Source organism: Nitratireductor sp. L15S-10, assembly GCF_045011005.1.
Classification (GTDB): Bacteria; Pseudomonadota; Alphaproteobacteria; order Rhizobiales; family Rhizobiaceae; genus Nitratireductor.
Genome location: NZ_CP120674.1, coordinates 2,854,101 through 2,879,152 on the forward strand (window position 1 = coordinate 2,854,101; position 25,052 = coordinate 2,879,152).

Sequence of the window (25,052 nt, forward strand, 5' to 3'; positions counted from 1 at the left end):
CGAAGCGTCTTGCTTTCACCTGAAGGCGCGGCGCTTCATCATCCTGTGTTCATCACCCGCACTTGTCCGCGATTCTCCGACGGCGCAATGCGATAAGCCGGCAGCCCTATCGCACAGCGCGGCCAAGGCATCAAGCGGATTGGCGGAACAAAGCCTCCAGAGCAGGGTCCCCACCTTCCGGCAGCACGATCTGGATGTGGGCATAAAGATCGCCATTGCCCTCGGTCTTGCGCGGCAGGCCGCGTCCCTTCAGACGCATTGTCTTGCCCGAACTGGTCCAGGCCGGGATCGTCAGGGCCAGTTTGCCGGTCGGTGTTTCAACCGGAACCTTGGCTCCCAGAACCGCATCGCGCAGGCTTACCGGCAGATCCACATGGAGATCACGCCCTTCAACCCGATAGCGCGGATGGGGCCGGAACCGCAGTTTGACCAGTGCATCGCCCCGTTCGCCGAACGGCGTTTCCTCACCCTGTCCCTTGAGACGGATGGTCTGACCATCCTCCACATAACGCGGAAGTTTCACCGCAATGCGCCGACCGCCAGGGAAGATCGCCGTCACCTTCTCCGCCTTCGCCACATCCTCGATGTCCACATCGAGCGTCGCGTTCAGATCGCCCATGCCACTGGGGCGACCGCCAGCTCCCCCACGGCGCCCGCGTCCGCTGCCGGCCTGTGAGAACGCATCACCAAAAATCTGGCTGAAAATATCCGCGCCGCCGAAGCCTGCGCCATCGGCACCGCCGCTTCTGAACTCAAAATGCTGCGCACCCGGCCCACCCCGCGCGGAACGGCGAAAACCCGCAAACGGATCGCCACCGGCTCCGGCACCTTCGAAACCCGCAAAGCGGGGTTTGCCTTCGGCATCGATCTCGCCACGGTCGAATGCGCGACGCTGCTTCTCGTCACCCAGAACTTCATAGGCCTGACCGATCTCCGCGAAGCGCTCCTTGGCCTTCGGGTCGTCCGGTTTCTGATCCGGGTGATACTGCTTCGCCAGCTTCCGGTAAGCCGATTTTATATCCTTGGACGAGGCGTTCCTGGCCACGCCCAAAACGTCATATGGATTGCGCATGTGCAACTCTGTCTTTGGTCGTCACCCATTATAGGGCAAAACGCTCGTGAATTGGGGATGTCGCCTTCTATATGCGATCGGCTAGGAAGAAATTCCAGACCCTGCTCAAGTTTGGCCCGTCAAACCGCCTCGAAAGCCTGAATCTGCCATCCGAATTCGGGGCTTGGGCAAGCCGTGCCGCGATAGAGGCTGATTCCATCAAAACTTTCGCGTGTGGTCACAAAACTCCGGCACGTTCCGTCATCATAAATATGAGAGATAACACCGCGAACACCATTGTCCTCATCCGTCCATGAGAGCGGCAACGCTCCATCCAGCCCCTCTCCCATCTCCGCCACCATTGCATGAAGCATCGCTTCCGTTCCGGCGGGCAGCATTGGGGACTGAGACGTCTCCGCGGCAGGGTTAATCGAACCGGTTACGATGGAAGGATCGATATCCGGCTGTTCAAGATCGAGTGCTGATACGCTACAGCCGGCCAGAGTGATAAGGACAACCGGGACGGAGAGGCGCCGAAAAAGACGCAGACCCAAGGCCACACCCCGAACTGGCGCTTGCGTTGCCCCCGACAATCGGCATTCTCCCCGTAGATTAAGCGAACAGGCAGCCAGTATGATTGACGAGACGTTAAAATCCGGTGACTTCACGGAGCGCGACGAGCCCTTCCGGCTCTTTGCCGAATGGCTGGAAGACGCCACCAGGTCCGAGCCCAACGATCCCAATGCGCTGGCTCTCGCCACCGTCGATCCCGATGGAATGCCCAATGTGCGCATGGTTCTTCTGAAGGGCTTCGATGAGCGCGGCTTTGTGTTTTACACAAACTTCGAAAGCGCCAAGGGGCAGGAAGTCCTGAGCGCGAAGAAAGCCGCCATGTGTTTTCACTGGAAGAGCCTGCGCCGACAGGTGCGCATTCGTGGCCCGGTCGAAGTTGTAAGCGATGAAGAGGCCGACGAATATTACGCCTCGCGCCCGCGCGGCAGCCGCATCGGTGCCTGGGCCTCAAAGCAGTCGCGCCCGCTTGAAAGCCGCTTCGCGCTGGAAAAGGCCGTCGCTGAATACACGGCGAAATTCGCCGTCGGCACCATTCCACGCCCTTCGCATTGGTCGGGCTTCCGCATCGTTCCGCAATCCATCGAATTCTGGCACGACCGCCCCTTCCGCCTGCACGACCGCGTGGTTTTCACCCGCGACGAAAAGGGCGACTGGCAGACCGAACGGCTCTATCCGTAACTTCGAACCAGGCCAGGCCAGGCCCACCCTATTTGCGGCTCATGAAAGCCATGAAGGCGGCTCGCGCTTCATCCGATTTCAGACGGGCGCGAAAATGCTCGCCCTCTTCGCGAATGCGCGCGACAACATTGTCGCGCGGCCCGCGCAACAGATTGCGGGCAATGCGCAAAGCCTCGGGCGGTTTTGCGGCGAGCGCTTCCGCCGCCTTGAAGACCGCACTCTCCAGCTCGCCCTCACCCACCACGCGGTGGATCAACCCCGCCGCGCGCGCGTCCTCCGCCGGCAGCCCCTCGGCCAGCGCCAGCATGGCAAAGGCGCGCTGATGGCCCATGATCGCCGGTCCAAGCAGGCTCGACCCGGCCTCCGGCACCAGGCCCAGATCCACAAACGGCGTTGAAAACACCGTTTTCGAGGTGGCGAAAGTCAGGTCGCAATGCATGTGGATCGTCGTGCCGATCCCCACCGCTATGCCGTCCACGCCCGAGACGAGCGGCTTTTCTGCCCCGGCCAGCGCCCGAAGAAAATCATAGACCTCCTCGCCGCCTTCGCCGCCGGCGGCCACGGCCATGAAATCGGCAAGATCATTGCCCGCCGAAAACGCGCCTGGCTGGCCCAGAAGCACATGGCAGCGCACCGCTTCATCCGCATCTCCGGCCTGCAGCGCCCCGGCCATCGCCGCATACATGGCGCGCGTGATGGCATTCTTCTTTTCCGGGCGGTTCAGCCGGATCACCTGTACGGCACCGCGCCGCTCAATGAGAACATGCTCGCTCATGACTGTCTCCTCAGGCCGAAAGAAGGGCGTCGGCCGCCGCATCGAGGCTCGCCGCCCCCTCCGTCACCCTCTGTCTTAGTGCACCCGTCTCACCAAGCAGATTCTCCGCCATGAAACGCACCAGCGCTGCATGGCCGGGGTTTTCGTTGCCGGCGACAGCACGCGCATTGAACGCGACACCGATGACAAGCGAAAAGAGCCGCAGATAGGGCGTAGCACCCGCCAGCGCCTCGTTCACACGCCCCTCGGCCAAAGTGTTGGTCATGAATGCGGTCGTCGCCTCGAGATCATCGAGCGCGTTTGCAAGCTTCTCACCGGTCGCACCCAGACCGGATGCTTCGGCAACCGCCTTCTGGTCAGCGCGTAACTCGCCGATCAGACCCGCCACCGCCTCACCCCCCTGAAGCGGCAGCTTGCGCATGACCAGATCGATCGCCTGAATGCCGTTGGTGCCCTCATAGATCGGCGCGATCCGTGCATCCCGGTAGAGTGCAGCAGCCCCCGTCTCTTCCACATAGCCCATGCCGCCGTGAACCTGCAGGCCAAGCGAGGCGACCTCCACGCCGACATCGGTGGAAAAGGCCTTCGCCATGGGGGTCAGAATATCCGCGCGCGCCTGCCAGGCTTTCGCCTCGCTGCCCTCGCCAAGCCGAGCCCGGTCGATCGCATAGGCGCAGGCATAGGTGATCGCGCGCGCCATCTGGGTCTGAGCCTTCATGGTCAAAAGCGTGCGCTTGATGTCGGGATGCTCGACAATCGGGCTCATTCCGCCATCCTTGGGCGCACCGGCGGCGCGGCCCTGCCGGCGTTCCTGCGCATAGGCAAGTGCCTTCTGCGTTGCCGCCTCGGCAATCCCAACGCCCTGCATGCCGACCGCCAGCCGGGCATTGTTCATCATGGTGAACATGCAGGCGAGCCCCCGGTTTTCCTCGCCGATCAGCCAGCCGACAGCGCCCGGCGTCTCGCCGAATTTGCCATCGCCATAGATCATGGTGCAGGTGGGAGAGGCGTGAATGCCGAGCTTGTGCTCCATGGAAGCGCAGAAGACATCGTTGCGCGCACCCAACGATCCGTCGTCATTGACGAAAAACTTTGGCACGAGAAACAGCGAAATGCCCTTCGTTCCCGCCGGCGCATCCGGCAGCCTTGCCAGCACCAGATGCACGATGTTGTCGGTGAAATCGTGCTCGCCATAGGTGATGAAGATCTTTTGTCCGAAGATGCGATAGGTGCCGTCGCCCACCGGTTCCGCGCGCGCCTTGAGCGCATTGAGATCGGACCCGGCCTGCGGCTCCGTCAGGTTCATCGTGCCCATCCATTCGCCCGAGACGAGCTTTTCGAGATAGGTCTTCTGCAGTTCCGGCGTCGCGTGCTTTTCCAGCGCCTCGATGGCGCCAACCGTCAGTGTCGGACCGATTGCAAAAGCCATGGAGCCAGAATTCCACATCTCGATGGCCGCAACAGAGAGCAGCGTTGGCAGCCCCTGCCCGCCGAATGCCTCAGGGGCTGAAAGGCCGTTCCATCCGCCCTTGCACCAGCGCCGGTAGAGATCGGCCCAGCCCGGCGGCGTGGTGACTGTACCGTCTTTCAGAACCGCACCCTTTTCGTCGCCCACTTTCGCAAGCGGCGCGATTTCTTCTGCCGCAAAGCGCCCGGCCTCGCCTACAATCGCATCGACCAGATCTTCGGAAAGGTCGCCAAACCGGCCGGCATCCAGATCAGCGGCAAACCCGGTGACATGTTTCAGGGTGAAGGCGATTTCGTCGACCGGGGCTCGATACATGCTGCAATCCTCCTGATGTCCCGCCTGCTCCTGGAAATGCGGCGCGCGCCAAACTGTCCAGCGTGCGCCCGGGACCAAAATCTAGCCGCTCGACCACACCCCCGCCATCATACCTTGGCGCAAGATTGCTAGTTTCTTTTTACGTAAACGTCAATATTGAAAACCTTGCGACCCGGCCACCCGAAGGATAGAAACCGTTCAAAGGAAGGGTTTTCAATGCTTGCAAGACCGGAAAAGAACCGCTGCATCGAATGTGGAAAGATGTTCGGAACGCCGGGCTTTGCCTGTCATGAAGGCCTGATCGAGAACGGTCCGGCCTACTGGATGGATCGCGGCATTCTCTGTTCCATCGAATGTTCGTTCACCCACTATAAAAAGCGGATGGCGGAAGGCACCGTGCCTGAAAAACCCGCTCCCGATCCCTTCGAGATGGAGCATCTGTTCGAGGACTGAGCGCTCTCAGGCGGCGCCAGCACTTCTTGAGAAGTCCGAGTCCCGCCGTCCCGTTCTCCAGCCGTTCAGAATGCGTTCGGTGTTGAGGGAAACACCGTCCAGCGACTGAACTTCCAGATCGTAAGTCTTTCCTGCATGGATGGTTTCAAAATCACGCCGTGCGCTGCCTTGAGGCCGGTCTCCCCGCCCTGCCTCACGTTCGATCAGCACAGGCAAGGGGCAGTGAACACCTATGAAGTACACATCGAACGGCGAGAACAAAGACTGCAACCCGGGCAGCCATTTCTCATCGTCAAGGATGTGCTCGAGGATCAGGTTGTTTCCCGCGCCGGCATAGGCAGCCAGCGACCTGTGAAATCCCTCAAAGAAGGCTGGCCTGAGTGCCGGCCAGTCGAAATCGCCGCGCCGGAAACGCTCCGATGGCAAGACACCGGCATCGCGCAAATGGTCAATCGAAATATGCCAGAATGGCAGTTCGATCTGGGCCTGAAGCGCCCGTGCAAGCGTCGACTTACCGCTGCTCGAAGCACCGTGCAGAAAGATGATGTGTGACATGTCGCTTCCGGTTTCCAACATGTGTCTACCCGATGCGAATGACAGCATTCTGAAAACAGACATCTGCGTGAAACAGATGTTTGCTCGAACCCCTGCCTAAACGCCTCCGCCGGTCTCGATTTCGCGGATGGCGACAATGGTCCTGAACGACTTCACATTCTCATCTGCGTGAAAGACCTCCTGCACGAAGTCCGCATACTGATCCATTCCCGGAAGGCGCAGAAGCAGCACGAAATCCACCTCCCCGGTAACATACCAGATCTTCTTCACCTCTGGCCGCTGCCTGATCTTACGGACGAAAGCATTGAGATCGAAAGACCGCTCGCGTTCGAGCGATACAAGCGCGTGAATGGTGACCGCTTCCCCCGCAATCGCAGGGTCTACCACGGCGACATCGGCTACGATCACCCCTTCACTCCGCATGCGCCGCAGGCGCCGAAGAACAGCGCTTTCGGAAAGACCGACAGCCTCGGCCAGCTCGCGTGCCGGTTGCAGATTGTTCTTTTGAACAAGAGCCAGAAGCTTTCGATCAAATTGATCAATGATGACGGATTCTGTCATGAACTGCCTTAACTCTGCCTGAAAACACCATCCTACAGCGAAAAACGGCGAATTGCATAGGATCGCGCCTGTAAGCTGTTGGGAGTTGGAGGACTTCATGAACATCGCGCCAGATCATCATCTCATCATGGCTCGCCTTAAGCGTTTGGACAGCGCCTATCAGGTCTCGCCCCTGTCTTCGGCTCCGAAACTGGCCGCCCATCTCGGTGTTGCGGAAATTCACCTGAAAGATGAAAGCAGGCGCCCTCTCGGCAGCTTCAAGTCGCTGGGCGGCACCTTCGCCGGGCTGGAGGCGATTGCGACCGGGGGAGAGACGGTGCGACTTCTGGTCTGCGCCAGCGATGGCAATCATGGGCTGGCCGTGGCTTCTGCAGCCCGTCACACCGGCATACCGGCAAAGGTCTTTCTGCATTCGGAAGTAGCCCGGGCCCGCGTGAACCGGATCGAGCAAACCGGTGCGCAGGTCGTCATCGTGCCTGGGACCTTCGATGATGCCGTCAATGCGGCCGCTCACGCAGCGAAATCCGACGGAGCGGTTCTCGTCGCCGATACGAGCGACAACGAAAACGACGTGATGACAGGCCATGTGATGGCCGGCTACGGCGTGATCGCAGGCGAAGCCCGCGAGCAATATGCCCAACAGAATTTTCAGAAACCAACGCATCTGTTCATTCAGGCAGGCGTCGGTGGACTGGCGGCCGCCATGGCACGTGGCCTTTATTCCTTCATGGAGGACCCCGGCATCGTCGTGGTCGTCGAACCGGCAAATGCAGCCTGCGTTCAGGTTGCGATGGAGCTTGGTTATCCCGAGACGATATCGGGCGAGTTGCGCACCTGTGCATCCATGCTTTCCTGCGGCCGCGCGAGTGCGCCTGCTCTCAGGATACTTCAGGCAAGCAAAGCCCGAACAATTACCGTTTCGGAAGAACAATTGATGGCTGCGCCGGCCCTGCTGGCACAGACAGGCGCGATTGCCACCACACCTTCAGGCGGCGCCGGACTGGCCGGTCTGACGCGGGCGCTCGCCAGCCCCGTGATCCGCCAGGATCTTGGGCTCAATTCAGCAAGTCGGGTTCTACTCGTGGTCAGCGAGGGCCCACAGGAATAGGCAACAACCGGGAGGGGAAGTTATGAAGACCTTACAGAAACTGAAGATGGGTGCCTGGACGGCAATCGCACTGTTCGGGCTGACAGGCACCGCAGTGGCCGGCGAAACGCTCGACCGGGTCATGGAAAAGAAAAGCATGGTGGTGGCCACCAATGCGAGCTGGCCGCCGCAGAGCTTTCTTGACGATTCCGGCAATCTCACCGGCTTCGACATCGACGTGTCCGGCGAAATCGCCAAGCGCCTCGGGGTGGAAATTTCCTATGAAACCCCTGACTGGGCAATCATGACCGGCGGTCACTGGAAGGGACGCTACGACATCGGTGTCGCATCGGTGACCCCGACGAAAGCGCGCTCCAAGGTGATCGACTTCGTCAGCATCTATTACTATAGCCCCTATGTTTATGTGGTGCATGCCGATTCCGACATTCAGACCGTCGAACAGCTGAACGGCCGCAAGATCGGGGTCGAAACGGCAACCACATCGGAAGATTTCATCAATCGCCGTCTTGAGATCGATGCCCCGGGCATGCCTCCAATCGAATACAAGGTGGAGCCGGGTGAGATCCGCACCTACGCCTCCTCCATGCTGCCTTTCGATGACCTGCGCCTCGGCGCGGGCGTGCGCCTTGATGCGGTGATCGCACCGGTCCAGACCGCGGAAAACGCCATCAAGAACGGCTACAAGGTCCGCATTATCGAAAACGAATATGCGTTCCGCGAACCTCTGGTCGTGATTGCCGACAAGGGGGATGATGAATGGGTCACCAAAGTGTCTGGCGTGCTTGAAGAGATGAAATCCGATGGTACGCTGAGCGCCTTGACCGAGAAATGGTACGGTAAAGACTTCAGCGACAAGTAATCATCATTGTCAGCCCCGCGGCCTGCCGCGGGGCAATCGATGGGTTCGCATGGATTATATCGACACATTCTATTCACGCACGCTCACCGCATCGGGCGAAAAACCACGCCTTGAAGGATTGCACGAAGCCGATTGCTGCATCATCGGCGGTGGGTTGGCCGGTCTCAGCACTGCATTTCATCTGGCAGAAGCCGGTAAAAGCGTCATTCTCCTCGAAGAAAACCGATTGGGCTGGGGGGCTTCCGGGCGCAATGGTGGCTTCGTGAGTCCCGGCTACGCCCACGGTCGTTCCGCCATTGCCGGTATGGTTGGTCAGGCGCATGCCGATGACCTACACCGTCTTTCCATCGAAGGCATGCAGCTCGTGCGCCGGCACATCGCTCTTCTCGGTATAAGCCACGCCGACCCACAGCACGGCATCATGAGCGTGGTTCGTTATGACACGGGCGAAAGCCTGCGCCGCGATGCCGACATCATGAGCGAGCGCTTCGACTATCCCCTGGCCTTCATGGACACTTCGCAGGTGCGTGAAGTGCTGCGCAGTCAGCGCTACTTCCAGGCTCTGCGCGACGATCAGGCCTTCCATTTCCACCCACTCAACTATGTGCACGGTCTGGCCGGCGCCGTTGAGAAGGCGGGCGGAGAGATATTCGAACAGTCTTGCGCTGTCAGCTACGAGCGCAAAGGCGCATCGACGCTGATAAAAACGGCTCACGGCGAAGTCCGTGTCCGCGATCTCGTCATCGCCACCGGCGGTTACACCGGTTCGCTGTCGAGCCGAATGCAGCGCGCCTATCTGCCAATTGCCACCTATGTGATGCTCAGCGAGAGCAATCCGGCGCTCATCGAGCAGGCGATCCGCACCCGCCATGCGGTCGGCGACAACCGGCGCGCCGGGGATTATTACCGGCTTGTCGACGAAGGAAAGCGCATTTTGTGGGGTGGCCGCATCACCACGCGGGCAGCAGACACCAAAGCCCTGACGCGCGAGCTGCGTGCCGAGATGACCTCGACCTTTCCGCAACTCACCGACCTGAAGGTGGAACTCGCCTGGTCGGGGATGATGTCTTACGCGCGCCATCGCATGCCTCAGATCGGAAGCCTCGGCGACAATGTCTGGTACTGCACCGCGTTTGGCGGCCATGGCATGAACACCACGGCAATCGGGGGAAAAGTGGTCGCGGAAGCCATCCTGGGCGAACCGGAACGCCTGCGCCTTTTCGCGCCATTCGGCCTTTCATGGGCTGGCGGGGCGGCTGGTCTTGCAGTCGCCCAGGCAACGTTCTGGAAGCTGCAGATGCAGGACAAATGGCAGGAATGGCGGTCTCAAAGGGGGGGGATGAGGAAATGGAGCTGATCGGCCGGCTGGTGCTGGACTACCCGCGCGCGATGTACTGGAGCGGCCAGGCCCTGCTCATGGTGGCCATGTCCATGGTGCTGTATTTCCTGGGCGCTGGCGAAGGCGTGATGAGCGCCTTGAACGGTGCTGGCGAACCCGCTGCTCCCGCATCCCTCCTGGGTCGCATGTCCGGAGCGCTGGTTCTCGCGCTCATTATCACCGCCTTCTGGCGCGCAGCCTCGCTTCTGCCCAGGCGTCAGCAGATCATCGTCAGCTGGGTCACGCTCTTTGCCCTGCTTCTCGCCTTCTTCTACTCCTTTGACCTGAGCTTCGAATTCATCGCCAAGAAGATCGGATTTCTGGTCACAAAGGGTGTCGTCACGACGCTTTATATCTCCGTGCTTTCCATCGTGATCGCCACCACGATCGCCCTGTTCGGCGCGATCGCAAAACTATCGAAGAACGGGCTCATCTACGGATTTGCCTCGTTCTACACGTCGCTGTTTCGCGGCCTGCCGCTGCTGATGCAGATTTACATAATCTACCTGGGCCTGCCGCAACTCGGCTTCGTTATTGATGCCGTACCTGCAGGCATCATGGCGCTTTCGCTTTGCTACGGCGCCTATATGACAGAGATCTTCCGTGCCGGTATCCAGAGCATCTCCAAGGGACAGTGGGAAGGCGCGTCAGCACTGGGCCTCGGCCCCAATCAGACGATGTTTCTCATCATCCTGCCACAGGCGATGCGTGTCATCATCCCCCCGACAGGCAACCAGTTCATCTCGATGCTGAAGGATTCATCGCTGGTTTCTGTGGTCGGTGTCTGGGAGATCATGTATCTCGCCCGCACCCTCGGGCAGACCGAATTCCGGCACATCGAAATGCTGATCACCGCAGCTTTCATCTACTGGATGCTCTCCATCTGCCTGGAATTCATGCAGTCACGGATCGAAGAGCATTTCGGACGTTCGCAGAACAGGAATTGAACCGCCCGTGTCAGCCTTCGCGCTCCACCGCGCGCCAGCCGATATCGCGACGGCAGAAACCTTCCGGCCAGTCGATCAGATCGACCGCGCGGTAAGCCTTTTCCTGAGCCTCTTTCACCGACCTGCCCAGTGCGGTGACATTCAGCACCCGTCCGCCATTGGCCACCAGCGCGCCATCCTTCATCGCGGTGCCGGCGTGAAATATCTCGACACCTTCATCAACACCCGCCGCGTCCACTCCGCCGATCACGGTGCCTTTTTCGGAGCTTGCCGGATAGCCTTTGGCCGCCAGCACTACCGTCAGCGCAGCCTCGTCGCGCCAGCGGGCCGAGACATGCGCCAACTGCCCGTCCACCGCCGCGTTGATGAGGAGCAGGAGGTCTTCCTTGAGCCGCATCATCAGCACCTGGCATTCCGGATCGCCAAAGCGCACATTGTATTCGATGAGCTTGGGGCCGTCCTTCGTCAGCATGAGCCCCGCATAAAGAACGCCGGTGAAGGGCGTGCCCATCTCCGCCATGCCCTTCAGCGTCGGCTCGATGATCTCGGCCATGGTGCGGGCAAGCGTTGCCTCGTCCAGTACAGGCGCCGGTGAATAAGCTCCCATGCCGCCCGTGTTCGGTCCCGTATCGCCATCGCCGACGCGCTTGTGGTCCTGTGCGGTGCCAAAGGGCAACGCGGTCCTGCCGTCACACAGACAGAAGAAACTCGCCTCCTCGCCCTCAAGAAACTCCTCCACGACGACCGAAGCGCCCGCCTCGCCGAAGCTGCCGTCAAAGCAGTCGTCGATGGCCGCGATGGCCTCATCCTCTGTCATGGCCACGGTCACGCCCTTGCCGGCAGCAAGTCCGTCCGCTTTGATGACGATGGGCGCGCCCTGCTCGCGCACATAGTCGCGTGCGGCCAGCGCGTTGTCGAAACGCCCATAGGCTGCCGTGGGTATCGCATAGCGGTCGCACAGTTCCTTGGTGAAGCTCTTCGAGCCTTCAAGCCGGGCTGCCGCCGCACTCGGGCCGAAAACACGGATATCAGCCTCGGTTAGCACGTCGGCAAGGCCAGCTACGAGCGGCGCTTCCGGCCCCACCACAACGAGGTCTATCACCTTTTCGCGGCAGAAGGCGACAACAGCCGCGTGGTCTGCCACGTCGAGGGCCACGCATTCGGCATCCCCTCCCATGCCGGGATTGCCGGGTGCGGCATAGAGCTTCGTCAGCACAGGAGATGCAGCCAGCTTCCAGGCCAGTGCATGCTCGCGGCCACCGGACCCGATCAGGAGAACATTCATCGTGCGCATCCCCGCTTGTTCAATCTTTGCTTCGGGCTATGGCCCTTCGCGCCGAAAATCAAGGCGCTTGTCCGCCGTTCCCCGACAGAAACGCTTGACGTGGAGAGGCGGGCTTGCCACTCCCTGCAGGAAGGACCCACGAAAACGGACAATTTGCACAATGGAAAAGATCCAGTCCCGCCAAGGTCAGGGCCGCGTTGCCGATGCCCCTTCCGGCCACTGGGTCTATCGCATCCTGCCGCGCGGCATGTGGCCCTATGCGCAGCTTGCGCGGTGGGACCGCCCCATCGGCTGGCAATTGCTTCTATGGCCCTGCCTCTGGTCCACCGCCCTTGCCGCCTCCGCCTATGCACAGCCCGGCGCACCGCTCGCCGAGGTGCTTCCCTCGCTCTGGCACATCCTGCTTTTCCTCGTCGGGGCGATTGCCATGCGCGGGGCCGGCTGCACCTATAACGATCTGGTGGATGAGCGTATCGACAAAGCGGTCGAGCGCACGCGCTCCCGCCCCCTGCCCTCCGGACAGGTTTCGCGCGGCCAGGCCTGGGCCTTCCTTCTGGCGCAGGCGCTGCTCGGGCTTCTGGTGCTCGTTCAATTCAACGCCTTTGCCATAGCGCTCGGCTTTGCTTCGCTCATCGTCGTGGCGATTTACCCCTTCGCGAAGAGATTCACGGACTGGCCGCAACTCTTTCTGGGACTTGCCTTTTCCTGGGGTGCGCTGATGGGCTGGGCGGCTGATTTCGAGAGCCTGTCGCTCGCTCCGGTCCTTCTCTATTTCGGCTCGATCCTCTGGGTCATCGGCTATGACACGATCTACGCGCATCAGGACAAGGAAGACGATGCCATTGTCGGCGTTCGTTCCACCGCACGCCTGTTTGGAAACAAAACCCGCCAATGGCTGATCGCGCTTTATGGCGGCGCGCTTCTGTTCTTTGCGGTCGCCTTCGCGCTTGCCGAAGTGCCGATGCCAGCACTTGCCGGTCTTGTGGCCGCAGGTGCCCATATGGCGCGGCAAATCCGGGTCATCGACATCGACAACCCGGATCAGTGTCTGGCGCTCTTCCGCTCCAACAATGTGGTCGGCTGGCTGATCTTCCTCGGCCTGATCGGCGGGGGCCTGTGGGCCGTTATCAGCCCGCAGTTCTGATTCCCCAAGTCAGTCGCGGGCGATGATCTCCGCTCCGCCAACAACCATGCGCACACCCAGGCTGCCGCATCGACGGCGTGCAAGGAAGCGCGGGCGGCGCGCCCGCACCGCGTGGCCCTGACGTCGGTGCTTCGGCGGGTTTGCCTTCACCTCTCCAATGCTCTCTTCGAGCGGGCGGGCCAGTCCGTCGGCCTCGATCATCAGCATGGGAAGCCCCAGCGCCTCCGACCATGCACGCCAGTCGGCAGCCACATCGTCCAGATCACCCGCCACCAGAAGCGGCACGCACAGCATCGCATCCGTGTGAAGCAGTTCGAGCGTCACCGTCACATCGCCGAGATCATCCTCGATGGCGCGTGCCGCAACGCCGCGAAACGCGCGTGTCGGCAGTGCGAAGGTCACCGGCAGACCGCTCTTGTTGAGAACGCGCTTCATACGCACGCCGCGATTGTCCACGGTAAAGGACACTTCGCCGAAATCGTCGTGCGATGCATAGCTCACCGCCTGCGGCAGGCGAAAGGGGTCGAGCCGCATTGCGCGGCCCGCCCAGACTGGCTTGAGCCCACTGTTCATATTCTTGCCTTCCTGTCACTCCTGAGAGCCGGTTTTCCGGTTCTCTCACCGGGCCGTTTTCGGCCTCGTTATGGAAGGCACCCTAGCGCCGCGCCCGTTACCGTCAGGCTTAGAAAGTCGGTTAAATTTTGCTGACCTTACAGTTGGTTAGCGATTTCCAACCAAGTGTAACGATCTGGCAAGAGGCATGACCGGAAGGTAAATGCGGGCAGCTCCGGCATGACGATGCCGGAGTGTTGAGTGCGTTGCGCGCCCTGCCCAAAGCTGATGAATTCAGATCACCTTACCCGGGTTCATGATGCCAGCGGGATCAAATGCTGCCTTCACCCGGCGCATCAGCTCCGTGGCGATGGCGGGTTGCGTGGCGATCAGCTCATCGCGCTTCATGCGCCCGATGCCGTGTTCGGCCGAAAAAGACCCGCCCAGATCGCGCACGATGGCGTGGATAGCGTCGTTCATCTTCCGGTAGAGGGCGAGATAGGCGTCGCGGTCGCCATCCTTCGGCTGCGATATGTTGTAGTGCAGATTGCCGTCGCCCATATGACCGAAGCAGACCACGCGGCAGCCCGGCGCGACCTTCTGCGCCTCTTCGCCCGCACGTTCAATGAATTCGGGGATCGCAGCCACTGGCACGGAAATATCGTGCTTGATCGAGCCGCCTTCCGGCTTTTGCGCTTCCGACATGGATTCGCGCAGATGGCGGAAGGCATTGGCCTGCCCCTCGTTCTGGGCAATTGCGGCGTCCACCACCAGCCCTTCCTCGAAGGCGACAGTCAGCACTTCCTCCATCAGCTCCTTGGCATCGTCGCCCGAACGCCCGGAGGAAATCTCGATCATCACATACCAGGGATGTGCCTCGGAAAGCGGATCGACAGAGCCCGGCACATGCGCCAGCGTGAAGGCAAGCGGCGTGCGCTCGATGAGCTCGAAGGCCGTCAGTCCGTTGCCGGCGCGGTCATTGGCCAGCTCGAAAAAGCGCAGCGCGTCGGCAGGGGTCGGCAGCGCCGCCCAGGCCAGTTCCCGCCCCTTGGGTATGGGGAAAAGCTTCACCACCGCCGCAGTGATCACGCCCAGCGTGCCCTCGCCGCCCACGAACAGGTCTTTCAAATCGTAGCCCGTGTTGTCCTTCTTGAGCTTGCGCAGATCGTCAAGGACCTCGCCCGTGGGCAGAACGACCTCGACACCGAGGCAAAGATCACGCGCCGTGCCATAGGCCAGCGCGCCCACGCCACCAGCATTGGACGAAAGATTGCCGCCGATCTGGCAGGAGCCCTGCGAACCGAGCGACAGGGGAAAAAGGCGGTCCTTTTCGGCAGCCGCATCCTGCAGCACCTGCAACACCACTCCGGCCTCCACCGTCGCCGTGTTGGATTTCAAATCGATCTCACGGATTCTGTTGAGACGCGAAAGCGACAACACGATTTCGTTGCCATCGTCGTCAGGCATCTGGCCGCCCACAAGGCCCGTATTCCCGCCCTGCGGAACGATCGCCGTACCGGTTTCGCTGGCAAGCTTCAAAATGGCGCTCACCTGATCCACCGAGCCGGGGCGCAGCACCAGCGGCGTCTTTCCCCGAAACAGCCCGCGCGGTTCTTCCTCATAAGGCGCGATCTCGTCCGCAGCGGTCAATGCGTGGCGCTCGCCGACGATTTCGGCAAAGCGGGCGAGAAGACGGGCATCGATGGTCATGGATATGCTGTTTCCTGAAGTTTTAGAGCATCGGACCAAAAGTGGAATCCGGTTTTCGGGTTATTCCGATGCTCCATCAATAGTCAAAATCACGGGGTGCGGCTGCGCGCGCGAGGCGATCATTGATGGCTTCGCCAAGCCCTTCAAGGGGCACAGGCTCGACGGCGATTGTGGCAGAGCCCGACAGGTCTAGCGCGAGCAGATGCGAGAACAAATTGGCTGCCGCCTCGCGCATCTCTCCGCTCTCCGAAAGATTGCGCATGGCAACCGCCCTCTCCGCCCCCGCCACACGTTGCGGCCCAAAGGCAAGCAGCGCCTCTCCCGGTTTCACCTCGGCCACCCCAAGCCGCATATGGGCATTGGGCGCATAGTGAGAGGCAAGCATGCCGGGGGCCTGCACGCCCTTGGCACCACGCATCAGCGACATACCGGTGACGCGCTCGATCTCATCAGCCGCAACGCCGCCCGGACGCAGAAGCGTGATGCCGTTTTCCTCCACCTTCACAATGGTGGATTCCAGTCCCACCGGCGTCGGGCCGCCATCCACGATCAAAGGAATGCGAGCGCCGAGATCAGCCTCCACCGCTTCGGCCGTTGTGCCGCTGATGCGGCCCGATGAATTGGCGCTCGGAGCCGCCACGGGTCGCCCCAGCGCCTCGATCACCCGCGCACCGAAGCCTTTCGGGCAGCGCAGCGCTATCGTGTCCAGCCCGGCCGTCACCAGCGGATGAATGCCGGAACCAGCACGATGAGGCAGAACCAGCGTCAGCGGCCCCGGCCAGAAGGCCTCTGCCAAACGATGCGCAAGCGGGTTGAAAACCGCGATGCGCTCGGCCATCTCCCGGTCCGCCACATGGGCGATCAACGGGTTGAACTGCGGGCGTCCCTTGGTTTCATAGATGCGCGCCACCGCCTCGCCATTGGTGGCGTCGGCGGCAAGCCCGTAAACCGTCTCCGTGGGGATGGCGATGGCCTCCCCCGCGCACAGCTGTTCCACGGCCCGTGGCAGCGCCTCACTCTCCGGCACAATGTCAGCCAATCAGCACGTCCTTTCAAAAATCCCACCGTTGAGTATCGCGCCTTCCGAATGTGGGCAAGCATGGCAAACGGCACGGCGCGGATTTCGTTTGTGGCCGGTCTCACGGGCAACAGGACAGGCATGGTCCCACAGTCCCTCGCAACGACATCCCGGAGACCTGCGACAGGGCCAACAGCTTTGCCGACGAAGGGGTTTGTTGAATCTTAATGCATTTCGCGTTTGATGGCGTATGCGCCATGATACGCGCGCCAGAACCGCCAATGATTGGGGGGAAGGGAGAATGCAGCCATGGCTGGTCAAGCCACTGCTCGTCATCATGCTGCTCGTTCTGGCGGGCGGCACGCACGCGACTTCCCTGCTCCAATTGACAGGCGAGGCTTCCCAGCACCAAACATCGACAGTCACTCTGCACGAATACGAGCAGCAAAACCCCGCTCCACCTGCATTGCTTGAAGTGCCTCTGTCCTACCCGGCCCCTTCGCTGAACCCGTCGCTGTCGGCGGAAAAACTTCGGCTTTCGCCCTCCATTTTAGGCATCGGAACAGCACTGCCCGACATGCATCCCGAAGCCGGAGAGACCACGAGCGCCATCCCGCATGCCGCTCGCCGCATGCCGCAAATCATCCGTGGCGGAGAAACCGCGACCACGCCACCGCGACAGGCCACCGCACCCCAGCCGACCCCGGCCGAGCCCGCAGCTCAGACGGAGCACAAGCCCGCCTCTCGCCCGAAGCCGGAGCCGGAAAGCACCGCCGCGGCGAAGCCTCCTGCGTCCGCACCTCCGCCTTCCGGCGGGCCGGTGGGACAGCCCGAATAGGCTCCTGCCATCAGGCTGACAGGAAAGCACTTCCCGGTACGCTTGACGTTCCACGCAGGGCGGCGCACCCTCCGCGCATCATTGTCCGGAGACCAACGCCATGCTGACCTTCATGAAAATCCTGCACCTGTTCGGCCTCATGCTGGGGGCAGCCGGCGGTCTGGGCGGGATGATGGTGGCCATACAGGCCAAGCGCTCCGAGGGCGCACCGCCGCCGGGCCTTCTGGCGCTGCGCCCGCGCTTCACGCTCATCACGCTTTCAGGCGTTGTGCTCCTGTGGCTGACAGGTTTGTGGTTATGGCTGGTGCGCTATGAGGGTGCGCTTTTGAGCACCGCCTTCCTGCTCAAGCTCGTGGCGGCAGCCTTCATTCTCGCCGTCGCCGTGCTCGGTTTCATGGCCGTCCGGCGCGGCCAGCCCGGCACGCCGCCTCCGGCCTATCTGCAGCGACTCGGCCCGCTGGCGGGCCTTGCCTCCTATATCGCCGTGGCGCTGGCGGTCTACGTTTTCGGTTGACTAGATCGCCGTGCGTCCATCGGACACACAATGGACGATCTAAACGATTGATGGAGCATCGGAATAATCCGAAAACCGGTTTCCACTTTTCGGTCCGATGCTCTAGCCCGTGATGCGGGAGAAATCCGCGACCTGTGCCGTGGCGCTGCGAATGCGTGAAAGCAGCGCCAGACGGTTTGCCCGGACGGCTTCGTCATCCGCATTGACCATCACGCCATCGAGGAAGGCATCGACCGGCTGACGTAGCCGCGCCAGGAAGGAGAGCGCCTTCACATAATCATTGGCGGCGATAGCCTGAGCGGCAAAATTCTCCGCCTCTTCCAGACTATCGAACAGCGCCCGCTCCTCATCGGTCTCAAACAGCTTCGCCTCGACCTTGTCAGCGATGGCAGTGCCCTTCTTCTCTGCATCGGCCACGATGTTCGCTGCCCGCTTGGCACCTGCCAGAAGGTTCTCGCCATCCGTGGTCGCCAGAAACTCCGAAAGCGCCTCCACGCGCCGCACGATCAGGAGGAGATCGTCGGCATCATCGGCGATCACCGCATCGATCAGATCATACCGCGCACCCTGATCGCGCAGATAGACTTTGAGGCGATCATGGAAGAAGGAGAGGAGGTCCAGATTCCTGGCCGAACGCATATCCTCCGAAGAAACAACCGTAGCAGCGTCTACATTGTCTGAAGCGTTGGTCTCCGAAAATCTAAATTGATCCAGTAGATTAAGAGTGACCCTATTCTCAATCACGATCCGGATCACCCCCAGCGCCGCGCGTCTCAGCGCATAGGGGTCCTTCGATCCCGTCGGCTTCTCGTCAATCGCCCAGAAACACACAAGCATGTCCAGCTTGTCCGCCAGCGCAACGGCCACGGCCACCGGGTCGGTCGGCACGGCATCATTCGGCCCCTGCGGTTTGTAGTGATCTTCGATGGCCGCCGCCACCGCAGCGCTCTCGCCCTGCAGTTCGGCATATTTGCGGCCCATGAAGCCCTGCAGCTCGGGGAATTCTCCCACCACCTCGGTCTGGAGATCGGCCTTGGCCAGATGCGCCGCGCGCACGGCCTCCGCCGGGTCCGCCCCCACCACAGGCGCAAGCTTCTTCGCCAGTGCCGCGATCCGCGCCACGCGCTGACCCTGCGTGCCGAGCTTCGCATGGAAGGTCACGCCCAGATGGTCGAGCCGCGCCATGCGCTGGTCGAGCGGCTTTGAAAGATCGAGCCCGAATTTTTCCGCCGAGCCCTCAAGCTTACCGAGATCCGGCAGCGCCGCCTGGTCCGTCTTCCAGAAATAGAGCGCATCGGAAAGCCGCGCGCGCACCACCTTGCCATTGCCGTGCGCAATTTCCCTGCCGCCGTCCTTCGCCTCGATATTGGCGGTGATGACGAAGCGATTGGACAGCTTTTCCGTCTCGCCCTGCGGGCGGCAGACAAAGCACTTCTGGTTGGCGCGGATCGTCAGCCGGATCACCTCAGGGGGGATCGTCAGATAGTCTTCCTCAAATTCCCCCAGAAGCACCACCGGGCATTCCACGAGGCCCGAAACTTCCTCCAGAAGCCCCTCGTCTTCCACAAGCTCCAGCCCGTTGGCGAAGGCGAGATTGCGCGCGTCGTCAAGGATGATGCGCTTGCGGCGGTCGGGGTCGAGCACGACCTTCGCCGCTTCCAGCTTCTCCACATAATCATCAAAACGCCGCACGGTGATGGCGTCGGGCGCATGGAAGCGGTGGCCGAAGGTGACATTGCCCGAGCGGATGCCATCGATCTCGAAATCCACCACGACCGGCTCCTCGGTTTCCGGTCCGAAGGTGCACAGGATCGATTGCAGCGGGCGCACCCAGCGCAGGCTGCCGGGCTTTGCCGAGGCAGCGCCCCAGCGCATGGATTTGGGCCACGGGAAATTGCGGATGATGCCCGGCATGATCTCGGCGACGATCTCTTCAGCCGCCCGGCCGGGCTTCTCAATCACCGCCACATAGAAATCGCCCTTCTTCGGGTCGCTCTGGATTTCCGCCTCATCGATGGAGGAAAGCCCTGCCCCGCGCAAAAAGCCCTGAATGGCCTTTTCCGGCGCGTCGGTGCGCGGGCCCTTGCGCTCCTCGCGCACATCCTTCGAGCGGGCGGTTACGCCGCGAATGTCGAGCGCCAGCCGGCGCGGCGTCCAGTATTCGGTGGCCGCCTCATAAGTCAGCCCCGCATCCACGAGACCGTCCGTCACCAGCTTCTTCAGGTCGCCGGCGGCCTTGCGCTGCATGCGGGCGGGAATTTCCTCGGAGCGGAGTTCGAGAAGAAGATCGGGCATTGAAAGGTCTCTGAAAAGCGGACTGTGTCGCGCCCGGCAATAGCAACTCCGCCCGCCGATGTCACCCGCCACGCGGTGCGAATGAACCTTTTCATCGCCCGGTGCGACGAACAGGCATCAGATCACCACCGGATGAGAACGATGACAGCCGCCCCCGCCCTCCTGCATTCCATCGCGCTCAGCGCCTGCCTGATCCTTCAGGCCATGCCCGGCAGCATCGAGCGCCCCTCCGGCATCCGCCGCGCCCTGCAGACGCTTTCGGCAGAGCAAAAGGAGCCCCGCGCCATGGCTGTTGCAACCGAAGCCCTGCATCTTGCAGGTTCGATCGATCCAGCCTGACGATTTTCGGGATGGTCGTGCGTGGTTCGACAGGCTCACCATGAGGAGCGGATTTGCCTCAAGCCTGCCTCTACACTCTCGGTCAGGTTCCCTGCCGGCCGCTACATCCCTCATGGTGAGCCTGTCGAACCACGCACGAGGGCAACGCAACGGGCTTCGCGCAACGCTCTCAAACGCGTCGGGACTGTCCCCTCGTCGGTTTGCCCCGTCCAATCCTGAGCGCTAAGCCGGGTTGGCAGGCGTCATCCAGCCGATCTTCGCGCCACCGGGCTCGCGCAGAATGGCGATACGGCCTATGCCGGGCACATCAAACGGTGCGCGCAAAACCTCGGCGCCGCTACCCTTCGCCTTCTCCAGAACCGCATCCACGCCATCAACCGCCAGATAGGGCATCCAGTGCTCTTCGACACCTTCGAAATCCGGCCCGGCCATCGGAAACAGCCCTGCAACCGGCTCACCACCGGCCCTGGCAATCCAATAGGTCTGTCCGCCGCCCATATCCATGCCTTCAAAGGTCCAGCCCACCGTCGCCGCATAGAAGGCTTTCATCTTCTCCGTGTCGCGGGTCATCAGTTCATTCCAGTGGAAATAGCCATGCTGTATCATGATTTCCTCCCTTGGCCCCGTACGAAAAACGGGGCGCATCCATGATACGCCCCGCCGCTTCAATCGCCAAAGAAAGTTGTTCAGGCAGCAGCTTTCTCTGCGCCGCCCGCATCCGTCTGCAAAAACGCCTCACCGCAGGCTTTCGCCAGTTCGCGCACGCGCAAAATGTAGCTCTGCCGCTCCGTCACCGAGATCACGCCGCGCGCATCGAGCAGGTTGAAGACATGGCTCGCCTTGATGCACTGGTCATAGGCGGGGAACACGCATTTATGCAGATGCCCCGCGTCCGCCGGTGCGCCGGCCGCAAGAATCGCCTGGCACTCGGCCTCGGCATCCTTGAAATGCTGGAACAGAATGTCCGTGTCGGCATATTCGAAGTTGAAGCGCGAATATTCCTGCTCGGCCTGCAGAAAGACGTCGCCATAGGTCACCTTGGCATCGCCTTCCAGGCCGTTGAAGTTGAGGTCGTAGACATTGTCCACGCCCTGCACGTACATGGCCAGCCGCTCAAGACCATAGGTCAGTTCGCCGGCCACGGGCGCGCATTCGATGCCGCAAACCTGCTGGAAATAGGTGAACTGCGACACTTCCATGCCATCGCACCAGCACTCCCAGCCAAGGCCCCATGCGCCAAGCGTCGGGCTCTCCCAGTCGTCTTCCACGAAGCGCACATCGTGCGTCGCCATGTCGAGGCCGATGGCCTCCAGCGAGCCGAGATAAAGCTCCTGCAGGTTGGATGGGTTGGGCTTCAGGATCACCTGATACTGGTAATAGTGTTGGAGCCGGTTCGGGTTCTCGCCATAGCGCCCGTCGCTTGGCCGGCGCGAGGGCTGAACGTAAGCCGCATTCCACGGCTTTGGCCCCAGCGAACGCAGTGTCGTTGCCGGGTGAAACGTGCCTGCGCCTACTTCCATGTCATAGGGCTGCAGGATCACGCAGCCATGCGCAGCCCAGTAATTGTGCAGGGTCAGGATGAGGCCCTGAAACGAGCGCGTGGGGTGCGTGATGGGCAGATCGGTGCTTGGCGCGGTCACAATGCTTCTCCGGATGATGCCGGCACGTCCTATTCCGCGCCCTGCCGAGCGTCAAGGCACAGCGCGTTTTTCATGATGGCCGCTTCCTGATGACGGCGTGCGGCACCGTGCGCTCCAGCCATAATGAGGCATCCTCGGCCAGCACCTTGTCCACCGCGTTTCGACACCCTTCATAATCGTTGTAATCGTCAACGATGATGGCTCCACCCGGGTTCAGGCACGGGGACACCGATGTGAGGCAGAAGAAGACAGGATCGTACCAGTCGCAATCAATATGCACCAGGCAGAAACGGTCGCTCTCCGAGGGAGAAAACGTGTCTTGAAACAAGCCTTTCCGAAGGATGATCGACTGGTTGTCAACGCTCAGCCCATACTTCCCGAAGGACGATATGACCCGGCCATACAGATCATCCATGTACCCGTAATATTCGCCATCGCGAATGCCGGTCGACTTTCCCTCGGCAATCACCTTGAACCGGTTGTGGGCATCCGCCCCATCGTCATCGGTTGGCGGGGGTATCCGGCCGAACACGTCGAACCCGAAAAACCGCCGCCTGCCACGACGCCTGGCCAGCACAATCGCGGATCCACCCAGCGCCATGCCGAACTCGGCAATATCTCCGGGAACATCTTGTGCTACAACGCGCTCAAGCTCGGAATTGAGTGATGCCATGCGCTCGAGCGGCAGATAGGTCAGACCGTCTCTCATCACCTCCCGTGCAATGGGTGGCAAGGACAGCGTCAATCTGCGTTTGGCGATCGATCGCCCCAGTTTCTGAAACATCCCCACGCGTGATCCGCCCGTTTTGTCGTGAAGGAAACCCTATGAGCCTACCCGTTCACTGTTTCACTGTTCCTGGGAAGGAAGACGGATTTCCTGTCCGGCCCGAAGCAGGTCAGGATTGCGCTGGAGATCGGGATTGATTGCCAGAATATCGCGGAACCGTTCCCCATCACCGAGCTGGTCGACAGCGATGGACCAGAGCGTCTCACCGTCCTTGATCGTATAAAATGCATCACCCGTAGCTGCCTTTTCCGGGGTCTCGACCGCCTTGGTTTCGGTCTTCGGCTCTTCGGTGGATTCTGGCTCTGCAGCCTTTACGGCAGGCGATTCTTCGGGGGTGGCCGTCCCGCCGGCGATCACCTTCTCCGGCGTCGAGGCATCGGCAATTTTCTTCGGCTCTTCGTCGGGCAGGCCTTCCTTCAATTTCTTCTCCACCTCGGCCAGAAGATCGGGCTCGGGATCGAGATCGCGTGCGTGCGACCATTGATAGGTAGCTTCCAGCCTGCGGCCGGTGCGCCAGTAGGCATCGCCCAGATGATCATTCAGAACCGGGTCCTCGGGACGCAGCGAAACGGCACGCTCAAGCTCCTTTGCCGCTTCCTCGTAACGGCCGAGCCTGTAATGCGCCCAGCCAAGCGAATCGACGATATAGCCGTCATTGGGGCGCAGTTCGACCGCCCGGCCGATAAGCTCGAGCCCCTCTTCCAGCTTCATGTTCATGTCGACCCAGGAATAACCCAGATAATTCAGCACCTGCGGCTGATCCGGGTACAGATCGAGCGCCTTGAAGAAATTCGGCTCTGCCTTCTCCCATTCCTTCAACCGCTCATAGGCGATGCCGCGCTGGTAGAAGAGGCTCCAGTGTTCGCGCTCCGGCTCTGCAATGCGCTCGACCGCCCGATCATAGACATTGGCGGCAGAACGGTAATCCTTCTGAACCGCAAAAACGCGGCCCAGCGAAAGATAGGCACGAATATCGTCAGGGTCTTTCTCGATGGCGGCATTGAGATAGGTTTCCGCCTCCTCATGCCGGTCGAGGTCGGCAAGGTTCAGCCCGGTCTGAAGTTCGGCCAGCCGGCGCCAGGGCGAGCCGGGTTTGATCCGGTCATAGAAGCTGATGGCTTTTTCCGGCTCACTCTGCTGCTCGGCCAACGAGGCAAGCTGGATCAGGATGTCGTCATTGTCCGGACTTAGCGCCAGCGCATAATTCAGATAGAGCTTCACAAACGGCTCACCGCCTCCGCGATTGAGAGCGGTGGCGATGTTGAGCAGGATTTCCGCAGCACCGGCGCGCGGATCAGGGACCGGAAAGGTCACCGTATCGCCAGCCTCGATCTTCTCGCGCAGAATTGTCGTGGCAGCGCGGCCGGTGATGTATTTCTCGCCATTTTCAAGCGCTGTGAGCGCCTTGTCCTTCTCGCCGCGTTCGGCAAGCCAGGATGCATAGGCTTCAGCCGCGCGCATATAGGTGTCCGGCCCGGCCGATGCTGCTGTCACATCGCCCAACAAGGCATCAAAAGCCTTCTCGGCATCGGCATTTTTCCCGCTCTGCGCGAGCATCAGCGCACGGTGGTAGGAGCGGAACAGGCGATACCAGTCCGGCCCTTCAAGCTCGTCGAGAGATGCCAGCGCCCTGTCGGTCTGCCCCTGCCCCAACTCCGCCCAGGCAGACATGATCGATGTAATCAGGCGGTCAAGATCCGATTCCAGGACCAGCTTCAGCCAGTTTTCCGCCTGTGCATATTTCTCATGGCGTAGCGCATCGACGGCGAGCCCAAGCCGCGAGAAGCGTTCCATCTCAGGAACGGACTTCAGCGCTCGTGCATGCGGCAGTGCATCGTCAAACCGACCTTCAGCGACCAGGGCAAGGAGCAGGCTTTGCTGGATGGCCTGATTGTCGGGCTGAAAGGCGAGCGCCCGCTCGTAGTAGTCGATGGCGCTCTCGAAATCATTGTCTGCCTCAGCAGCGCGTGCGGCCAGGAAAGCACCGGAGAAAGAGGAAATCGCGATCAGGTCACGATCGTCGGCTCCTCCCTCTCTCGCCATCGCTGCCTGAGGAGCGAATGCGAGAAACCCCGCAAGGCCGACCGTTGCCAACAGTCCCGAGTTGAAGCACTTTCTCATTGACCATCCCGCTGCATACTTGTCCTCATCTCCCCTTTTTCTGCCGAAGCGAAGAAGTTGGGGAATCCCTGCTTTCCTCGCAGACAAG

25 protein-coding genes are annotated in these 25,052 nt (G+C 61.2%); 10 read left to right on the forward strand and 15 right to left on the reverse strand.

Going from position 1 to position 25,052, the window contains the following annotated elements:
- Positions 1 to 130: 130 nt before the first annotated feature.
- Together P2W41_RS13695 and P2W41_RS13700 are read right to left on the reverse strand one after the other, a co-directional pair.
- Positions 131 to 1,072, reverse strand: coding sequence for a DnaJ C-terminal domain-containing protein (locus tag P2W41_RS13695; protein ID WP_292899782.1), 942 nt, complete (start codon positions 1,070 to 1,072; stop codon positions 131 to 133).
- Between the two features lie 119 nt (positions 1,073 to 1,191).
- Positions 1,192 to 1,770 carry an RT0821/Lpp0805 family surface protein gene (locus tag P2W41_RS13700; protein ID WP_404933430.1) on the reverse strand — a complete coding sequence of 193 codons (579 nt, stop codon included), beginning with the start codon at positions 1,768 to 1,770 and terminating at the stop codon, positions 1,192 to 1,194.
- Here P2W41_RS13700 and pdxH point away from each other — a divergent pair.
- Positions 1,685 to 2,302 carry a pyridoxamine 5'-phosphate oxidase gene (gene pdxH, locus P2W41_RS13705; protein WP_404933431.1) on the forward strand — a complete coding sequence of 206 codons (618 nt, stop codon included), beginning with the start codon at positions 1,685 to 1,687 and terminating at the stop codon, positions 2,300 to 2,302. The two genes, P2W41_RS13700 and pdxH, sit on opposite strands and share 86 nt — an antisense overlap.
- Before the next feature lie 28 nt (positions 2,303 to 2,330).
- On the opposite strand, the gene P2W41_RS13710 is transcribed toward pdxH, so the two are convergent.
- Both P2W41_RS13710 and P2W41_RS13715 read right to left on the reverse strand, forming a co-directional pair.
- Positions 2,331 to 3,077, reverse strand: a complete 747-nt coding sequence (locus P2W41_RS13710) for a crotonase/enoyl-CoA hydratase family protein (RefSeq protein ID WP_404933432.1) — start codon at positions 3,075 to 3,077, stop codon at positions 2,331 to 2,333.
- 10 nt (positions 3,078 to 3,087) lie between these two features.
- Positions 3,088 to 4,860, reverse strand: coding sequence for an acyl-CoA dehydrogenase (locus P2W41_RS13715; RefSeq protein WP_404933433.1), 1,773 nt, complete (start codon positions 4,858 to 4,860; stop codon positions 3,088 to 3,090).
- A 261-nt stretch (positions 4,861 to 5,121) separates the two neighbouring features.
- Here P2W41_RS13715 and P2W41_RS13720 point away from each other — a divergent pair, with 261 nt between their 5' ends.
- The gene (locus tag P2W41_RS13720) at positions 5,122 to 5,313 is read left to right on the forward strand and encodes a hypothetical protein (RefSeq protein ID WP_404933434.1); all 192 of its coding nucleotides are present in this window, start codon (positions 5,122 to 5,124) and stop codon (positions 5,311 to 5,313) included.
- A 6-nt stretch (positions 5,314 to 5,319) separates the two neighbouring features.
- Here the strand turns inward: P2W41_RS13720 and P2W41_RS13725 are convergent, their stop codons facing one another.
- Together P2W41_RS13725 and P2W41_RS13730 are read right to left on the reverse strand one after the other, a co-directional pair.
- Complete coding sequence (locus P2W41_RS13725) at positions 5,320 to 5,868, reverse strand: chloramphenicol phosphotransferase CPT family protein (protein WP_404933435.1); 549 nt, start codon at positions 5,866 to 5,868, stop codon at positions 5,320 to 5,322.
- Positions 5,869 to 5,964: 96 nt separating this feature from the next.
- Entirely contained in the window at positions 5,965 to 6,429 is a 465-nt protein-coding gene (locus tag P2W41_RS13730; RefSeq protein WP_292899768.1) for an Lrp/AsnC family transcriptional regulator, read from the reverse strand.
- Positions 6,430 to 6,526: 97 nt separating this feature from the next.
- Here P2W41_RS13730 and P2W41_RS13735 point away from each other — a divergent pair, with 97 nt between their 5' ends.
- The 4 genes from P2W41_RS13735 to P2W41_RS13750 are packed head-to-tail and all read left to right on the forward strand — an operon-like array spanning position 6,527 to position 10,721.
- The gene (locus tag P2W41_RS13735; RefSeq protein WP_404933436.1) at positions 6,527 to 7,537 is read left to right on the forward strand and encodes a pyridoxal-phosphate dependent enzyme; all 1,011 of its coding nucleotides are present in this window, start codon (positions 6,527 to 6,529) and stop codon (positions 7,535 to 7,537) included.
- A 46-nt stretch (positions 7,538 to 7,583) separates the two neighbouring features.
- Positions 7,584 to 8,396 carry a transporter substrate-binding domain-containing protein gene (locus P2W41_RS13740; protein WP_404934982.1) on the forward strand — a complete coding sequence of 271 codons (813 nt, stop codon included), beginning with the start codon at positions 7,584 to 7,586 and terminating at the stop codon, positions 8,394 to 8,396.
- Positions 8,397 to 8,445: 49 nt separating this feature from the next.
- The gene (locus P2W41_RS13745; RefSeq protein ID WP_404933437.1) at positions 8,446 to 9,753 is read left to right on the forward strand and encodes an NAD(P)/FAD-dependent oxidoreductase; all 1,308 of its coding nucleotides are present in this window, start codon (positions 8,446 to 8,448) and stop codon (positions 9,751 to 9,753) included.
- Entirely contained in the window at positions 9,714 to 10,721 is a 1,008-nt protein-coding gene (locus P2W41_RS13750; protein ID WP_404933438.1) for an amino acid ABC transporter permease, read from the forward strand. The genes P2W41_RS13745 and P2W41_RS13750 overlap by 40 nt, the downstream gene beginning before the upstream one ends.
- A 10-nt stretch (positions 10,722 to 10,731) precedes the next feature.
- Here P2W41_RS13750 and purD read toward each other — a convergent pair whose 3' ends face one another.
- Positions 10,732 to 12,006, reverse strand: a complete 1,275-nt coding sequence (purD, locus tag P2W41_RS13755; RefSeq protein WP_404934983.1) for a phosphoribosylamine--glycine ligase — start codon at positions 12,004 to 12,006, stop codon at positions 10,732 to 10,734.
- 160 nt (positions 12,007 to 12,166) lie between these two features.
- On the opposite strand from purD, the gene ubiA reads away from it, so the two are divergent.
- Positions 12,167 to 13,150 carry a 4-hydroxybenzoate octaprenyltransferase gene (gene ubiA, locus P2W41_RS13760; protein ID WP_292899759.1) on the forward strand — a complete coding sequence of 328 codons (984 nt, stop codon included), beginning with the start codon at positions 12,167 to 12,169 and terminating at the stop codon, positions 13,148 to 13,150.
- Positions 13,151 to 13,159: 9 nt separating this feature from the next.
- On the opposite strand, the gene P2W41_RS13765 is transcribed toward ubiA, so the two are convergent.
- From P2W41_RS13765 to P2W41_RS13775, 3 genes are all read right to left on the reverse strand, one after another.
- Complete coding sequence (locus tag P2W41_RS13765) at positions 13,160 to 13,723, reverse strand: DUF6101 family protein (RefSeq protein ID WP_025029476.1); 564 nt, start codon at positions 13,721 to 13,723, stop codon at positions 13,160 to 13,162.
- Between the two features lie 273 nt (positions 13,724 to 13,996).
- Positions 13,997 to 15,412, reverse strand: coding sequence for an FAD-binding oxidoreductase (locus tag P2W41_RS13770; protein WP_292899756.1), 1,416 nt, complete (start codon positions 15,410 to 15,412; stop codon positions 13,997 to 13,999).
- 76 nt (positions 15,413 to 15,488) lie between these two features.
- Positions 15,489 to 16,451: an L-threonylcarbamoyladenylate synthase gene (locus P2W41_RS13775; RefSeq protein ID WP_404933439.1), complete on the reverse strand. Its 963-nt coding sequence runs from the start codon at positions 16,449 to 16,451 to the stop codon at positions 15,489 to 15,491.
- A gap of 280 nt (positions 16,452 to 16,731) precedes the next feature.
- On the opposite strand from P2W41_RS13775, the gene P2W41_RS13780 reads away from it, so the two are divergent.
- Positions 16,732 to 17,268 carry a hypothetical protein gene (locus tag P2W41_RS13780; protein WP_404933440.1) on the forward strand — a complete coding sequence of 179 codons (537 nt, stop codon included), beginning with the start codon at positions 16,732 to 16,734 and terminating at the stop codon, positions 17,266 to 17,268.
- A 100-nt stretch (positions 17,269 to 17,368) separates the two neighbouring features.
- Positions 17,369 to 17,782 (forward strand): hypothetical protein, encoded by a 414-nt coding sequence (locus P2W41_RS13785; RefSeq protein WP_404933441.1) that lies wholly within the window; start codon positions 17,369 to 17,371, stop codon positions 17,780 to 17,782.
- A 102-nt stretch (positions 17,783 to 17,884) separates the two neighbouring features.
- Here the strand turns inward: P2W41_RS13785 and glyS are convergent, their stop codons facing one another.
- Positions 17,885 to 20,077 carry a glycine--tRNA ligase subunit beta gene (gene glyS, locus P2W41_RS13790; RefSeq protein WP_404933443.1) on the reverse strand — a complete coding sequence of 731 codons (2,193 nt, stop codon included), beginning with the start codon at positions 20,075 to 20,077 and terminating at the stop codon, positions 17,885 to 17,887.
- Between the two features lie 141 nt (positions 20,078 to 20,218).
- On the opposite strand from glyS, the gene P2W41_RS13795 reads away from it, so the two are divergent.
- Positions 20,219 to 20,416: a hypothetical protein gene (locus P2W41_RS13795; RefSeq protein WP_404933444.1), complete on the forward strand. Its 198-nt coding sequence runs from the start codon at positions 20,219 to 20,221 to the stop codon at positions 20,414 to 20,416.
- Between the two features lie 222 nt (positions 20,417 to 20,638).
- On the opposite strand, the gene P2W41_RS13800 is transcribed toward P2W41_RS13795, so the two are convergent.
- From P2W41_RS13800 to P2W41_RS13815, 4 genes are all read right to left on the reverse strand, one after another.
- Positions 20,639 to 21,022, reverse strand: a complete 384-nt coding sequence (locus P2W41_RS13800; RefSeq protein ID WP_404933445.1) for a VOC family protein — start codon at positions 21,020 to 21,022, stop codon at positions 20,639 to 20,641.
- An 80-nt stretch (positions 21,023 to 21,102) separates the two neighbouring features.
- Positions 21,103 to 22,056, reverse strand: a complete 954-nt coding sequence (locus tag P2W41_RS13805) for a glycine--tRNA ligase subunit alpha (RefSeq protein ID WP_404933446.1) — start codon at positions 22,054 to 22,056, stop codon at positions 21,103 to 21,105.
- A gap of 70 nt (positions 22,057 to 22,126) precedes the next feature.
- Entirely contained in the window at positions 22,127 to 22,840 is a 714-nt protein-coding gene (locus P2W41_RS13810) for a TylF/MycF/NovP-related O-methyltransferase (protein ID WP_404933447.1), read from the reverse strand.
- Between the two features lie 63 nt (positions 22,841 to 22,903).
- Entirely contained in the window at positions 22,904 to 24,964 is a 2,061-nt protein-coding gene (locus tag P2W41_RS13815) for a tetratricopeptide repeat protein (RefSeq protein WP_404933448.1), read from the reverse strand.
- Positions 24,965 to 25,052 lie beyond the last annotated feature (88 nt).